The organism is Bradyrhizobium sp. 87 (genome assembly GCF_023073015.1).
Taxonomy (GTDB): domain Bacteria; phylum Pseudomonadota; class Alphaproteobacteria; order Rhizobiales; family Xanthobacteraceae; genus Bradyrhizobium; species Bradyrhizobium canariense_D.
Window position 1 is genome coordinate 119038 of sequence record NZ_JADPIQ010000007.1, and the last position, 13965, is coordinate 133002.

A 13965-nucleotide genomic window follows, 5' to 3' on the forward strand; every position below is an offset into this window, starting at 1 on the left:
CCCGATCCGTCAAATCCGGGAACCGGGTGGAACATACATAAGTAAAACCGAAGCACGGGCGTGAATGCCGTGCATATGACGGCGCGGCGCGACGAGGCCCCGCTGCCGTCTCGGACCATTTGACCCAAGACATTGCTGGATCGGAATTATGCCGGGGAACATGCTTTCCAAGGGTGAGGTATTCGTCATCGACACCGATGCCGCCTCCCGCGAACAATTGTCCACCGCGCTTCAACAAAGCGCATACAACGTGATCTGCTTCGCCGACGGCGCGTCTCTGCTCTCGGAGGCCAAGGCGCGGATGCCGGCCTGCGTGCTGCTGGAGATGCCGCCCGATCGCTCCGGTCTCGACGTGCTCAAGCGCCTGCGCGAGGAAAACTGCATGGCGCCGGTGCTGGTGACCGCGACAAACGGCAGCATCGCCATGGCGGTGGATGCCATCAGGAGCGGCGCGGCCGACTTCATCGAGAAGCCGTTCCGCACCCGCGACATCGTCGACCGGATCGATGCCGCCATCGACGAGTTCGCGCAGCCGGGCTCCAACCGGCAGCGGTGGTTGCCCGGCTGCGAACCCCTGTCCGCGCGCGAAGGCGACGTGCTCGAGCATCTCGCCGCGGGCCTGACCAACAAGGAGATCGCCCGGCGCATGCATCTGAGCGCGCGCACGGTCGAGGGCTATCGCGCCGGCATTCTGAGGAAGGCCGGTGCGAAGAACGTGACGGACCTGCTTCGCCGCATCTTCGCGCAGGGTTCTACCCCTCAGGATTAAGCGCTCCGTCGCGGGCCTTGCTGCCGCCGCGGCGGCGCCCCACGGAAACCCCAATCGAACCAGTTCCTCCCCTGCCGCGTCCAACCGTGTTGGCGAGGCATTGGATCGCGCGTCCGGCTGGCGGCGGCGATGACTTGGAGGAGGGACTTGATGCGCATCACCGCAAAATGTTTGGCAACGACGAGCCTGGTTCTGGTGACCACGGCATTCGCGTCGTGGTCATGGGCCGCCGAATTGGACGCCACATCGGCGATCCATACCGTTACGGTTTACCCCGATGGCGCGACCGTCACCCGCGTCATCGCGGTGGACCTGCCGTCTGGTGACTCGACGCTCATTGCCAAGGACTTCCCGCTTGGTCTCGACACCTCCTCGATCCGGGTGGAGGGTGAGGGGGGAGCGAAGCTCACCATCGGTACGATCGATGCGCGAACGCCGCGTGCGGCGCCGGTCAATCTGCCGGAGCTGGACAAGCGCATCGAGGCGCTGAACGACCAGCGCGCCGACCTGCAAGGCGCGATCGACTCGGCCATTGCGCGGCGCAAATTCGCGGAGCACTTTGCGGAAGCCTCTCCCGCGGGCATCGGCGACAAGGGCGAGGCGCGGCCGATTGCCGAATGGCGCACGGCCTTTGCCGCCGTTGGCGACGAAATTGCGAGCGCCGATACCGCCGTTCGCGACGCCACGCGCAAGATGCGCGAGATCGATCGGCAGATCGCCCAGCTCGAAGTCGAGCGCAAGGCCAAGCCGCCGAGCAAGCTCGAAGTCCGCATGGACATCGCGGCGCCGGCAGCAACCAAGGCGACGTTGCGGGTCACCTACAATGTGCGTAATGCGCGCTGGCTGCCGCTCTACGACGCCCGGCTCGATACCGGCGCGAAGGACCGCAAACCGCAGCTCGAGCTTGTCCGCCGCGCCGAGGTCACGCAGGCGACCGGCGAGGACTGGTCGAACGTCGCGCTCGGCGTCTCCACGGTCCGCATCGGCCGCGGCGGCAGCGCGCCGGAGCTGAATTCGCTGGTCGCGCAGTATCCGCAAGTGCCGAAGCCGCGGGCGCTGGGCTCAGTTTCGGATTCGGCAATGCCTGCGGCGGCGCCCATGCAGCAGCGCAAGATGGAAACTTCCGCGGCCAAGGCGGCGGACGATATCCGCGAACGCGCCGAAGAGCAGCAGGCGGTCGCCGAGATCGGTGACTTCCAGGCCACCTACAAAATTCCCGGCCGCGTCAGCCTCGGGGCCGCCGAGGGCGCCAAGAGCCTGCGCATCGCCTCGATGACCGTGCCCGCCGATCTCATGGTGCGCGCGGCACCGGTGATGGACCCCACCGCCTTCCTCGAAGCGAGCTTCAAGCAGACCGACGACACGAGCCTGTTGCCGGGCAAGGTCGCAATCTATCGCGACGGGACTTTCGTCGGCCGCGGCAAACTCTCGGCTTCGGCCAAGGACGATATCGTGCGGCTCGGCTTCGGCGCCGACGACAAGGTCAGGATCGAGCGCGCGGTGCTCAAGCGCAACGAAGGTTCGGCCGGTCTCCTGGTCACGACGTCGAAGACCGACGAGCGATCGTTCAAGACGACGATCCGCAATGGTCACGACTTCCCGATCAAGGTCGCGATTGAGGATCAATTGCCGGTCAGCGAGAACGAGGACATCCTCGTCGAGATGCTGCCTGCGACCACGCCGCCGACCGCAAGCAACATTCGCGACCGGCGCGGCGTGCTGGAATGGTCGTTCGACGCCAAGCCCGGCGAGGTCAAGGACATCAACTTCGTCTGGCGCATTCGCTGGCCGAAGGACAAGAGCATGGTGATCGTGCCGGCGGGTTGATGTGCGGCGCCGAGGTGCGAGTTGTCTTTACCTCGTGCTCGCTCACTGTCCGTCATGTCCCGCCTAGTGCGCAGTTACGCACGAGGGCGGGGCATCTAGTACGCCGCGGCCTCACGATTTGATCGCTGGCGCCGCGGCGTACTGGATCGCCCGGTCGAGCCGGGCGATGACCCGCGTTGAGAGAGCGCTGGCTTACTTCGCCTTCAGGAAGTCCGCGACATCGAGCAGCATGAACTCGTCGTCGTCGGCCTTGTTGGGATCGCGGCTGGACGAGAACGGCAGATTGTTGTCATTGCCGACGATGATGTGGGTTTCGTCGACACGATCGACGTTCTCGATGGTGAAGAACGGGAACGTGTAGACGCCGTCATTGAGCGGCTTCTTCGCCTTCTTGTCGGGATCCCTGATCTTCAGGAGGTCGATGTAGCCGATCTTGCGCACGGGCTTGCCGACATTGGCGTCGGTGAGCTCGATCTTGTAGACGCGCTTGAACTTGGCCACGTCGGGGAAGCAGTTCTCGCCGCGGGTGCCTTGCGGGCAGGCCTTTTCGGGCGTGCCTTCGCCGTTGTCGCGCTCGATGATCAGGCCGGCGCTCGGGTCGATCATGTTGAAGTCGCCGATGGCATTGCCGTTCTGCTCGAACACATACTGCCAGTAGCGGCCGGTGAATTTTTCCGCGGCGACGTCGAATTCGAGGATGCGCGAGGCTTCCTTGCCGTCGACCTTCTCCCAGTCCTTTTTCTCGGCATCCCAGAGCGGCCCCTCGAGCAGGCCGTAGAGAAACTTGCCGCCTTTCGAGGCGGCGAAGCCCTCGTAACCCTTGGAGCGTCGGAGGTTGACGTTGGTGTAGGTCGCACCCGGCGCGCCCGGGGTCGCCACCGCCCAATGATCCGGCGATCGCACGGGCTTACCGTCGGCGACCGTCTCGAATACGGCCAGAATCTTGCCGGTCTTGTCGGCCTTCAGGATGTAGGGGCCGAACTCGTCGCCGATCCAGAAGGTGTCGCCGATAATCTGGAAACCTTCGGTGTCGAAGTCGGAGCCGGTGAGGTAACGCCTCTCGGTGTCTTCATGCACGATGCGGAACGGCACGCGTCTGTCGGGATCGTGCAGGAACACGGTCTCCAGCCGCTCGATCTTGCCGCCGGCCCAATCCATCCTGTAGCGGTTGAGGTACAGCATCGAATCTGGCGAATTGGCGCGCGCGCCCATGCCGTTGTCGGTGATGACCCAGAAAGTGCCGTCCCCCATCGACTTGATACCGGAATGGCCCTGCAGCGGCTGGCCCTTGAACGGCAGCGACACGCCGGTGGCCCGCTCATAGGACTTGCCCATCACCGTGCCGAGCGCGTCGACCCGCTTCCCGGTGGTGTATTTACCGGATGTCTTGAGATCGGCGGGAGCATCAGCCGGCGCGTCGATGAACGTGGCGGCCGGCATCACGACGTGGCCGGCGAGCTTGGCGGGGAATTCGCCTTCGCTCTGCGCCAGCGCGGAGCTCGCGGTCAGAATGATCGTTGCGACGGTACTAAGCAAAGTCGCGCGCATGTGCGTCTCCTGTTAACGGAGGCCGTCTTATGCGGACCGCGCATTGCAGTTTTGTGAAACCGGGCCAAACGCCGCAGCCGACAGCTACTCCTTGACCGCGCCCGTCAGCGACGACACGTAGTAATCGACGAACAGCGAGTAGAAGATCGCAACCGGCAGCGAGCCGAGCAGCGAGCCCGCCATCAGCGCGCCCCACTGATAGACGTCGCCGGTGACGAGCTCGGTCAGGATCGCGACCGGCACCGTCTTGTTGGCGCCGCTCTGGATAAAGGCGAGCGCGTAGATGAACTCGTTCCAGGACAGCGTGAAGGAGAAGATGCCGGCCGAGATCAGGCCGGGCACCGCCAGCGGCAGCGTGATCCGCCGCAGGATCTGGAGCCTGGTGGCACCGTCCACCAGCGCGCATTCCTCGAGCTCGTAGGGGATCGACTTGAAATAGCCGATCAGGAGCCAGGTGCAGAACGGCACCAGGAAGGTCGGGTAGACCAGGATCAACGCAAGCGGGCTGTCGAACAGGCCGAACTGCACGACCACGGTCGCGAGCGGAATGAACAGGATCGACGGCGGCACGAGATAGGCCATGTAAATGCCGAGGCCGACATAGGGACTGCCGCGGAAGCGCAGGCGCTCGATCGCATAGGCGGCCAGCGTGCTCGCGATCAGCGACAGCGTAGTCGCCCCGACCGCGACCAGCATCGTCGTCCACAGCCAGCGCGGATAGGCGGTGTCGAACAACAGGTGCTTGATGTGGGCCAGCGTCGGCGAGGAGATCCAGAAAGGGTTGTGCTCCTTGTAGTTCATCAGCTCTGCGTTCGGCTTGAAAGACGTGATCGTCATCCAGTAGAACGGAAATAGGAGGATCAGCACGAAGCAGCCGAGCGGCAGATAGATCATCATCAGCCGCCGCAGCCCGGAATCCCAGGCCATGGTGTCCGGCGGCGTGGTGGCGACGGCGGCCGGCTCGGCGGCGGTATCAGTCATTGCTCTCTCCCTGCTGCCATTTGCGGCGCGCCAGGCCGAAATAAGAGAACAGCGTTGCGAACACGAGGAACGGGATCATCGACACCGCAATCGCCGCGCCCTCGCCGAGCTCGCCGCCCGCAATGCCGCGCTGGAAGGCCAGCGTTGCCAGCAAATGGGTTGAGTTGCCGGGGCCGCCCCGGGTGATGGCGTAGACCAGCTGGAAATCGGTGAAGGTGAAGATGATCGAGAAGGTCATGACGATCGCGAGGATCGGCATCATCATCGGGAAGGTGATGTAGCGGAACCGCTGCCAGGCGCTGGCGCCATCGAGCATCGCGGCTTCGTAGAGCGAGGGCGAAATGGTCTGCAGGCCCGCCAGCAGCGAGATCGCGACGAAGGGAATGCCGCGCCAGATATTGGCGGCGATCAGCGAGAAGCGCGCCGGCCAGGGCGAGCCGAGGAAGTCGATATTGGTGGTGCGCCAGTGCAGCACGTCGACCAGAAGGTAGGAGATGATCGAGAACTGCGGATCGTAGATCCACCAGAACGCCAGCGCCGAGAGCACCGTCGGCACGATCCAGGGCATCAGGATGATCGCACGCAACAGGCTCTTGAACGGAAAATGGTTGTTGAGCAGCAGTGCGAGCCAGAAGCCGAGCGCGAACTTTCCAAAGGTCGCGATCCCCGTGTAGACCACGCTGTAGAACACCGCGTTCCACCACAGGGAATCGGTGAGCAGATACTGGAAATTCTCGAAGCCGACGAAGACGCCTTTTCTGCCGATCGTCGTGTCGGTGAAGGCGAGCCAGATGCCGAGGCCGAGCGGATAGGTCAGGAACACCGTGAGCAGCCCGATCGCAGGTGCGAGGCACATCACGATCAGGAACGGCTTGTAGTCGAACAGGCGCACCAGCCAGGAGGGTTGCCGGTGCACGAGGGCAGGAGAAGAGAGTGTGGTCACGGACATCGGTTTGTTGTCCCGTCTCTGAAAGTCACCAGGCCCGTCACTGCGAGGAGCCCGTAACAAAATTGCGAAGCAATTTTGCACTGGGGCGACGAAGCAATCCAGGCTGTAACTGGGAAGACAGGCTGGATTGCTTCGCTTCGCTCGCGATGACGCGCTTTTGGCCAGCGCTACTTCTGCCGCCGGAAGTACCGCTTGCAGCGCTGCTCGGCTTCCGCGGCTGCGGCTTCCGGCGTGGCAGCGTCGGTCGCGACGGATGCGAACATCTGAATCAGCACGTAGTCGGCGCTGACGGCACCGGTCGCGGTCGAGATCGGGCCAGCATAGCCGTCATAGTAGATGGTGTTCATGGTGTCCTTGAAGATCTTGATCTTGGGATCTTCGCTCCAGACCTTGGCCTCCGCGTAAGCCGCGAGCGGCTGGGCCCAGTAGCCGGAATTGGCGTTGAGCCACGGCTCGTACTGGTCCTTTTCCAGCATGTATTGCAGGAAGGCCTTTGCGGCGTTGGGGTACTGGCTGTGCTTGAACAGCATGGCGTTTAGCGTCAGGCCCGCCATCGGCGAGACCTTGGCGACACCCTTCGGCAGCAGTTGATGTTCGCTGTCGTCGGCGATCGCCTTGGTCGCCGGATCGTTCTTCAGTGAAAAATACAGCGAGACGCCGTTGGCGGTCAGCGAGATCTCCTGCGCGGCGTAGGCGCGGTTGTTGCTGACGTCGTTCCATGACGTCGTGCCGGCGATGAAGGTCGGATAGAGCTGTTTGACCCAGTTCAGTGCGGCGATCGTCTCCTTGCTGTTGATGACGACGTTCCCCTCTTCGTCGAGCAGCGCCGCGTTGTGCGACCACAGCGCCCAGTTCGCAAAACCGTTGCCGTCGCCCTTGGCGTTGCCGAGCGCCAAGCCGGCCGGCTTGCCGGCCTTCTGAAGCTTCTGGCAGAGATCGAGGATTCCGGCATGGTCTTCCGGCACCTTGTCGAAGCCGACCGATCGCAGGATCGACTTGCGGTAGATCAGCGGACCCGCGGTCGCGCCGAACGGCAGTCCGATCCAGGCGTCGCTCTTGTTCTTCTTGCCGTAGCGCTGCGCCAGCGGCAGCCAGCCGCCGTACCGCTTGCCGACATAGTCGGCGACGTCGGTCAGCTCGATCAGCTTGTCGATATAGATGTGCGGCGCATCGGAGAAGCCGATGATAATATCGGGGCCGGCACCGGAATTCGCGGTCACCGCGGTCTGCTGGTTGATGTCCTCCCAGCCGACGAAGTCGACCTTGACCTCGACCCCGGTCTCCTTGGTGAATTTGGCCGCATTGGCGCGGAACACGTCCTCGTCGGCCTGGACGAAACGTACCGGTCGCAGCATGCGCAGGGATGCGCCTTTCTCGATCGGCAGTTTCGGTGTGGGGACGTCCGCGGCCTTGATCGCGGATTGCGCATTTGCCGGAGCACCGGTTGCCGCGATTGCCGCAGCGGACAGGCCCAGCGCCAAGGCATCACGACGCGTGATGTCGTTCCTCATCGGTTCCTCCCTATATGTTTCCCTTCCCGGCGTTGATCGCCGGTGAAGGGTCTTTCCGGTTGCCGGCGCGCCTTCGCGGCCGTCCCGTCTAGCTGTTCGGGCCGCGGTCCATGCTGACAGGCTGCCAGCGGCGGAGCGCGGTGTCTTGCAGCACCGACGGATTGACGCAGCTTACCGGCCACATGCCCTGAAGCACCAGTGACAATTCGTAGCCCACCCGGCGCTTGCGCGCCTCGTCAAACCGTGCCGAGGCGGAGGCGACGTGGGCGGTCAGGGTGACATTGTCCATGCCGAGCAGCGGATTGTTGTGCGAGGGCGGCTCCTTCTCCAGCACGTCGAGGGCGGCATGGGCGATCCAGCCCTCCTGAAGCGCCTTGATCAGGCTTTCCTCGTCCACGGTGGCGCCGCGACCCGTGTTGATGAAGACGGACCCCTTCTTCATCTGCCGGAAGTGCTTCTCGGTGAGCATGTGATGCACCTCGGGCCGGGCGGGGGCGTGCATCGAGACGAAGTCGGATTGCGACAACACCTCGTTCAGCGTCGCCGGAATCACGCCGTGGTCGGACATCAGCGTTTCCTGGATGAAGGGATCGTAGGCCATCATCCGCAGGCCGAAGGGAGCTGCGCGTTTCGCAACCGCACGCGCCACGCGGCCGAACGAGATGAAGCCGAGCGTCTGGCCCATCAGCCGCGGTATCTTCGACAACGCCGGCCGGCCCTCGGCCCAGCGGCCGCTACGCACCATCCGGTCCTGCTCGACCAGCCGGCGGAAGCCAGCGAGCAGCAGCATCATGGCATGGTCGGCGACCTCCTCGATGAAGGTGTCGGGGATGTTGGTGACGGGAATGCCGCGCGCGGTCGCGGCCTTGATGTCGACGCTGTCGACGCCGACCGAGCCCAGCGTGATGACCTTGCAGCTCTCCAGCGCGTCGATGATGGTCTTGGTGATCGGGATGCCCTTGGCGTAGATGGCGTCCGCTGTCTTCGCGGCGGCGATGAACCCGGCCTCGTCGGCCGGCGCCTCGACGATCTCGGCGTCGATCGGATCGAGCGCCTCGCGCTCGTAGGAATAATCGCTGCTCGCGACCGTGAAGCTCGCGCCCTTCGGCGTCACCACCCTGTATCTCGGCATGTCCTGCTCCCGATTTGGTTTCTTGTTGTGACCCATGCTTTGCGCGGGCCTTTGCGTCTTTTACGCGAAATCGAGGAGGTCGCGTACAATTCCCGGTTGTCATTGAGGCGATTTATACGACTGGTTTGACGTCTTCTCCGGGCTTCTACGGGGCGCCCCGTAACAGCTTGCTAAGGGGTCACCCCCTAAAGGTTAATTTGATTTCGATCGATTCACTCGCGCGTCCTTATCCCTGTGTTGCCGGAGCATCCCGTGAAATTAAGCAATATGAAGATCGCCCCCAAGCTCGGCATCCTCGTCGGCGTCACCTTGTTCGGACTGTGCATTTCCGGGATCCTCGCCGGATACCTGATGAAGCAGGAGATGGTGAACGCGCGCATCGATCAGGCCAAGGCGATCGTGGAGATGGGGCGCAACTACGCCGCTGCCCTCAAGAAGCGGGTCGACGCCGGCGAGCTGACGAAGGATGCGGCGATGGCCGAGATTCGTCGCTACGGCAATGCAATGACGTATGACAACGGTGCGGGCTATTTGTTCGGCACGTCCTATGACGGCATCACCCAGCTCGCGCCCGATCCGAAGCAGATCGGCAGCAACCGCATGGATGTCGTGACCAACGGCCGCAAGCTGTCTGCCGAGTTGATGGACGGGGTCAAGGCCAATGGTTCGATCCTGCTGTATTATGAATATGTGAAGCCCGGCCAGGAGAAGCCGATCCGCAAGCTCGGCTACGCGGTCGCGGTCCCCGGCTTCGACATGTATCTCGGCACCGGCGCCTATCTCGATGATATCGACGCCAAGATGGGTCCGGTCTACTGGCTGCTCGGCTTGGCCATGCTCGGTATCGTCATCGTCGCCGGCAGCGTTGCCTGGCTGATCGGTCGCAGCATCAGCCGCCCGCTCGCCCTGCTCGGAGCCCGCATGAAGGATCTCGCCGAGGGCAAGCTCGACGGCGACATTCCGGGCGTCGGCCGTGGTGACGAGGTCGGCGCAATGGCGTCGACCGTCCAGATCTTCAAGGACAACGCTGTCCGCATCCGCGACATCGAGAAGAGCGAAGCCGATGCCAAGGATCGCGCAGCGGCGGAACGTCGCAGCGTGATGGAGGGCATCGCCAGCGACTTCGAACGCAGCGTCAATGGTATCGTCCGCTCGGTCTCCTCGGCTGCGACGGGCATGCAAGCCACTGCGCAATCGATGACCGCGACCGCCGGCGACGCCTCGTCGCGTGCGGCGACGGTCGGCGCGGCCTCGCAGAGAGCGTCGGGCAATGTCGGCACGGTTGCCGCGGCTGCCGAAGAGCTGTCGAGCTCGGTTGCGGAGATCTCGCGCCAGGTCACCCGCTCGACCGAAGTGGCGAGCCGCGCTGTCAACGACGCCGAGCGCACCAATGCCACGGTGCAGGAACTCTCCACCGGCGCCGAGAAGATCGGCGAGGTGGTCAAGCTGATCCACTCGATCGCGGCACAGACCAATCTGCTCGCCCTCAACGCCACCATCGAAGCGGCGCGTGCCGGTGAATCCGGCCGCGGCTTCGCCGTCGTCGCTTCCGAAGTCAAGGCGCTGGCCAACCAGACCGCCAAGGCCACCGAGGAAATCTCCGCCCAGGTCGCGGCGATGCAGACATCGACCAGCGATGCGGTCGCCGCCATCGGCGGCATCACTCAGACCATCGCCGAGATGAGCGAGATCACCGCGGGCATTTCCGCGTCGATCGAGCAGCAAGGCGAGGCGACCCGCGAGATCGCCCGCAACATTCAGTCGGTCGCGGCCGGATCGAACGAGATCAACGCCAATATCGGCAGCGTCACCTCGGCCGCGGAAGCGACCGGCACGGCGGCAAGCGACGTGCTCACCAACGCTCGCGAGCTCGACAGCCAGTCCGGCGCGCTGCGCAGCGCAGTCGACGGCTTCCTCGCCAAGGTGCGCGCGGCGTAGGTCGCCACACCAAAGCGACGCCATCTCCTCTATCGTCATGCCCGGGCTTGTCCCGGGCATCCACGTTCTTGGACACCGGACGCTTTGATCGACGTGGATGGCCGGGACAAGCCCGGCCATGACGGAGAATGCCGAGCGCGCGGCTTTCGCGAGCCCCTACTGCTTCTCGATCCCTGCCTCGCGGATCAGCTTCTCCCACAACACCAGCTGTTCGTTCACGAACGTGCCGAGCTGCTCGGGCGTGCCCGAAAACGCGTCCATGCCGAGGGTGGCGAGCTGGGCCTTGATCTCCGGCTTCTCGACGATCTTCCGGATCTCGGCGTTGAGTCGCGTCACGATCTCCTTGGGCATGCCGGCGGGGCCAAAATAGCCCTGCCACGACGAGATGTCGAAGTCCGGCACGCCGGCCTCCTGCATCGAGGGCAGGTTCGGCACCAGCGACGAGCGGTCCTTCGTCGTGACGGCGAGCGCGCGTAGCGCGTTGCCCTGGACATGCGGCAGGCCGGTCAGGATGTCCACGAACATCATCGAGACGCGGCCGCCCATGACGTCGTTGAGCGCCGGCGGCGAGCTCTTGTAGGGCACGTGCAGGAGGTCGAGCCCGGCATTGTGTGCAAAGGTCGCCCCCGACACGATCGCCGAGGACGAGCCCGAGGCGTAGCTCAGCTTGCCCGGATTGGCCTTGCCGTAGGCGATGAGCTCGCCGACGGTCTTGGCCGGCACCTCCGGGTGGATCACCAGCATGAAGGGCAGGTCGCCGGTGCGCGCGATCGGGGTGAAGTCCTTGACCGGATCGTAGGTCAGGCTTTTGAGCAGATAGGGATTGGCCGAATGCGTGGTGTTGGTGGTCACCAGCAGCGTGTAGCCGTCGGGCGCGGCGCGCGCGACATAGGTGGCGGCGATCATGCCGTTGGCGCCCGCCTTGTTCTCGATGACGATGCCGACGCCGAGGGCCTGCGACAAATGCTGCGAGATCAGCCGCGTCGTGGTGTCGGTGCCGCTGCCGGCGGCGAACGGCAGCACCAGCGTGATGTTGCGGCTCGGATAATTGTCGGCCTGCGCAGCGGACGCGGCGGCGAGACAAAGGGCGCCCGTGCCGATGGCACGCAGGTTTCGGATCAACGCTGAAAGCATGTCTGGTCGTTCCCTCTTTTTTGGTTGGCGGGGAACCTAGCGTCTCCTCGTCGAAAGCGGAAGGCGCGAGTTTGTCGCCTCGTCTCGCGTCGCGGAATTACTTCACCGCAGAACCCTGGCGCGAGGCGATCACGACGCCGGCGAGCACCAGCAGGTAGCCGATCAGGTGGAAGGGCTGAATCTTTTCGCCGAGCAGCAGGATCGCCATCGCCGAGCCGAACACCGGCACCAGATGGAAGAACGGCGCGGCGCGGTTCGGGCCGATCAGCGCCACGCCCCGGTTGAAGAAGAGATAGGCCAGCGTCGAGGGAAAGATCAGGATGTAGCCCAGCGTCGCTAGCGTCACCCCGTCGAGTTGCAGGACGCGACCACTCCAGGCCTCCCAGATCGCGGTCGGCAGCAGCATCGTCGCGCCGCAGCAGGTGGTGAAGGAGAGAAAGGAGAGCTGGTGGATCTTGGGCCGCCGCGGGATGAAGGCAGAGTAGATCCCGAACGCCACCAGCGAGGAGGCGAACATGATGTCGCCCCTGTTGAAGCTGATGCTCGCGAGCGCGGCGAGATCGCCGCGCAGGATGATGATCAGCACGCCGAGAAGCGAGATCCCGATGCCGGCGAGCTGCGCACCGGTCAGCCGCACGCCGAACAGCACCAGCGACCACAGCGCCACGAACAACGGTCCGGCCGACTGGATCAGCAGCGCGTTCAGCGCTTCCGTGTACTGCATCGCCCAGTACGAGATCGCGTTGTTGAAGGCAAAGCCCACCAGCGACAGGAACAGCATCAGCGGCAGGCTCTTGCGCAGATTCGGCCAGTCGCGCTTCAGATGCGGCCAGGCGAAGGGCAGGAGGATCAGGAACACGCCGAACCAGCGGATCGTGGTCACCGTCAGCGGCGGCACATGCGCGCCGACGTGGCGCGCGAGCACGATGTTGCCGGCCCAGAACAGCGAGCTCAGGCTGAGCAGCAGATAAGGCTGGTTGTTGAGCCAACTGGCCGGATTGGAGGCCGGTGGCGCGGGCGAAGCGATCGTCATTGGCGTTGCATACGAGCTTGCGCCGGATTTGCGTCGTGACACAAGTCATGCGACCGCAATGCTACAATGCAGGCATGACCAGAGGAGGCGGCATTGGCGGTTAATATGTTGAACATCGATGGCCTTGATCGGCTCGATCGGCATGCACCGGTGGTGATGTTGAACCTGATGCGCTTCCACGCGCACTCCGGCGACGGCGACGGTTCCGGCTGGGACGCCTATCTGCGCTACAGTGCGGTCACAGTGCCGATGATCAAGGCACGCGGCGGCACGCTGCTCTGGACCGGCGAGGCCAGGGCCGTCGCGCTCGGCCCGCAGCAGGGCAACGACTGGGATTTCGCGGCGCTGGTCTATTATCCCACCGTCACGGCTTTCATCGACATGATGACCTCGAAGGCCTACGAGACGGAGGCTGATCCGCACCGCGTCAACGCCTGCGCCGAGCACGTCATCATTGCGACCAGCGAAGCGTACAGCAAGTTCAAGATGAAGTAGCGCCGCCTGCTGCCGGCTTACTTCAGCCCGTCCACAGCCGCGTGGCACGCCGTCTGCAGCAAGCGACAGACCTCCTCCGTCGACCGCTGCCGGCTCAGCGCTGCAAACGTCGGATAACTCGTCAGCACGAAGATCAAATCAACCGTGTCCCGCATGGCGCGCTTTGCCGCGTGCTTGCCCACGATCCGCGACAGCAGCGCGGTCAGCAATTCGCGCCGTCGCTCGTTACGCTCGATCAGCGCCTCGCCGAATTCCGGATCGGTCGCGATGGCCTGGTTGAGCCCGCCGATGGCGGGATCGCGCCCCCAGAACGTACAGAAGATTTCGATGACGCGGTCGAGCGCGGCGCGCGGATCCGCCATCGTCATCACCTCGGCCAGTTCGAACAGTCCGCCCTGGTGCGCGATGTCGTCGAACACGGCCTCCAGCAATCCCCGCCGCGATCCGAACTGGTTGTAGACGGTCAATCGCGTGACGCCGGCCGCCTTGGCGACCACGTCGAGGGAGAAGTTCGCAATGCTCGCGTCCTCGCGTAGGAGTCGCGCGCCGGCCGCGATGATGCGCTCGCGCGTCGCCGCCGCCGCGGAAGCCCGCGCGGAGCTCACATAATTGCGCTTCGGCATCGCCTTGCCATTCTGTTGACGTATT

12 protein-coding genes are annotated in these 13965 nt (G+C 64.3%); 4 read left to right on the top strand and 8 right to left on the bottom strand.

Annotated features, from left to right (window positions below; genetic code table 11):
* Nucleotides 1–148: 148 nt before the first annotated feature.
* Entirely contained in the window at nucleotides 149–769 is a 621-nt protein-coding gene (locus IVB50_RS01670; RefSeq protein WP_026232606.1) for a response regulator, read from the top strand.
* 150 nt (nucleotides 770–919) lie between these two features.
* A complete protein-coding gene (locus tag IVB50_RS01675; protein ID WP_247294060.1) occupies nucleotides 920–2596 on the top strand; it encodes a mucoidy inhibitor MuiA family protein in 1677 nt (558 codons plus the stop codon).
* 192 nt (nucleotides 2597–2788) lie between these two features.
* Here IVB50_RS01675 and IVB50_RS01680 read toward each other — a convergent pair whose 3' ends face one another.
* The 5 genes from IVB50_RS01680 to IVB50_RS01700 all read right to left on the bottom strand — a co-directional run bounded on the left by IVB50_RS01680 (nucleotide 2789) and on the right by IVB50_RS01700 (nucleotide 8717).
* A complete protein-coding gene (locus tag IVB50_RS01680) occupies nucleotides 2789–4144 on the bottom strand; it encodes an esterase-like activity of phytase family protein (RefSeq protein WP_247294061.1) in 1356 nt (451 codons plus the stop codon).
* A gap of 84 nt (nucleotides 4145–4228) precedes the next feature.
* Nucleotides 4229–5125, bottom strand: coding sequence for a carbohydrate ABC transporter permease (locus IVB50_RS01685; protein ID WP_018453844.1), 897 nt, complete (start codon nucleotides 5123–5125; stop codon nucleotides 4229–4231).
* Entirely contained in the window at nucleotides 5118–6074 is a 957-nt protein-coding gene (locus IVB50_RS01690; protein ID WP_018453845.1) for a sugar ABC transporter permease, read from the bottom strand. Before IVB50_RS01690 ends, IVB50_RS01685 begins: the two co-directional genes overlap by 8 nt.
* Before the next feature lie 167 nt (nucleotides 6075–6241).
* Complete coding sequence (locus IVB50_RS01695) at nucleotides 6242–7585, bottom strand: extracellular solute-binding protein (RefSeq protein ID WP_247294064.1); 1344 nt, start codon at nucleotides 7583–7585, stop codon at nucleotides 6242–6244.
* Between the two features lie 88 nt (nucleotides 7586–7673).
* Nucleotides 7674–8717, bottom strand: a complete 1044-nt coding sequence (locus tag IVB50_RS01700) for a C-terminal binding protein (RefSeq protein ID WP_026232607.1) — start codon at nucleotides 8715–8717, stop codon at nucleotides 7674–7676.
* A gap of 252 nt (nucleotides 8718–8969) precedes the next feature.
* Between IVB50_RS01700 and IVB50_RS01705 the strand changes: the two genes are divergently transcribed.
* Nucleotides 8970–10655, top strand: coding sequence for a methyl-accepting chemotaxis protein (locus IVB50_RS01705; RefSeq protein WP_026232608.1), 1686 nt, complete (start codon nucleotides 8970–8972; stop codon nucleotides 10653–10655).
* 156 nt (nucleotides 10656–10811) lie between these two features.
* Here IVB50_RS01705 and IVB50_RS01710 read toward each other — a convergent pair whose 3' ends face one another.
* Both IVB50_RS01710 and IVB50_RS01715 read right to left on the bottom strand, forming a co-directional pair.
* Nucleotides 10812–11789, bottom strand: coding sequence for a tripartite tricarboxylate transporter substrate binding protein (locus tag IVB50_RS01710; RefSeq protein WP_018453849.1), 978 nt, complete (start codon nucleotides 11787–11789; stop codon nucleotides 10812–10814).
* A gap of 97 nt (nucleotides 11790–11886) precedes the next feature.
* On the bottom strand, nucleotides 11887–12822 hold the full coding sequence (locus IVB50_RS01715; RefSeq protein WP_007614154.1) for a DMT family transporter: 936 nt from the start codon (nucleotides 12820–12822) through the stop codon (nucleotides 11887–11889).
* A gap of 105 nt (nucleotides 12823–12927) precedes the next feature.
* Here IVB50_RS01715 and IVB50_RS01720 point away from each other — a divergent pair, with 105 nt between their 5' ends.
* Entirely contained in the window at nucleotides 12928–13317 is a 390-nt protein-coding gene (locus tag IVB50_RS01720) for a hypothetical protein (protein WP_018453850.1), read from the top strand.
* Between the two features lie 17 nt (nucleotides 13318–13334).
* Here IVB50_RS01720 and IVB50_RS01725 read toward each other — a convergent pair whose 3' ends face one another.
* On the bottom strand, nucleotides 13335–13940 hold the full coding sequence (locus IVB50_RS01725) for a TetR/AcrR family transcriptional regulator (protein WP_018453851.1): 606 nt from the start codon (nucleotides 13938–13940) through the stop codon (nucleotides 13335–13337).
* Nucleotides 13941–13965 lie beyond the last annotated feature (25 nt).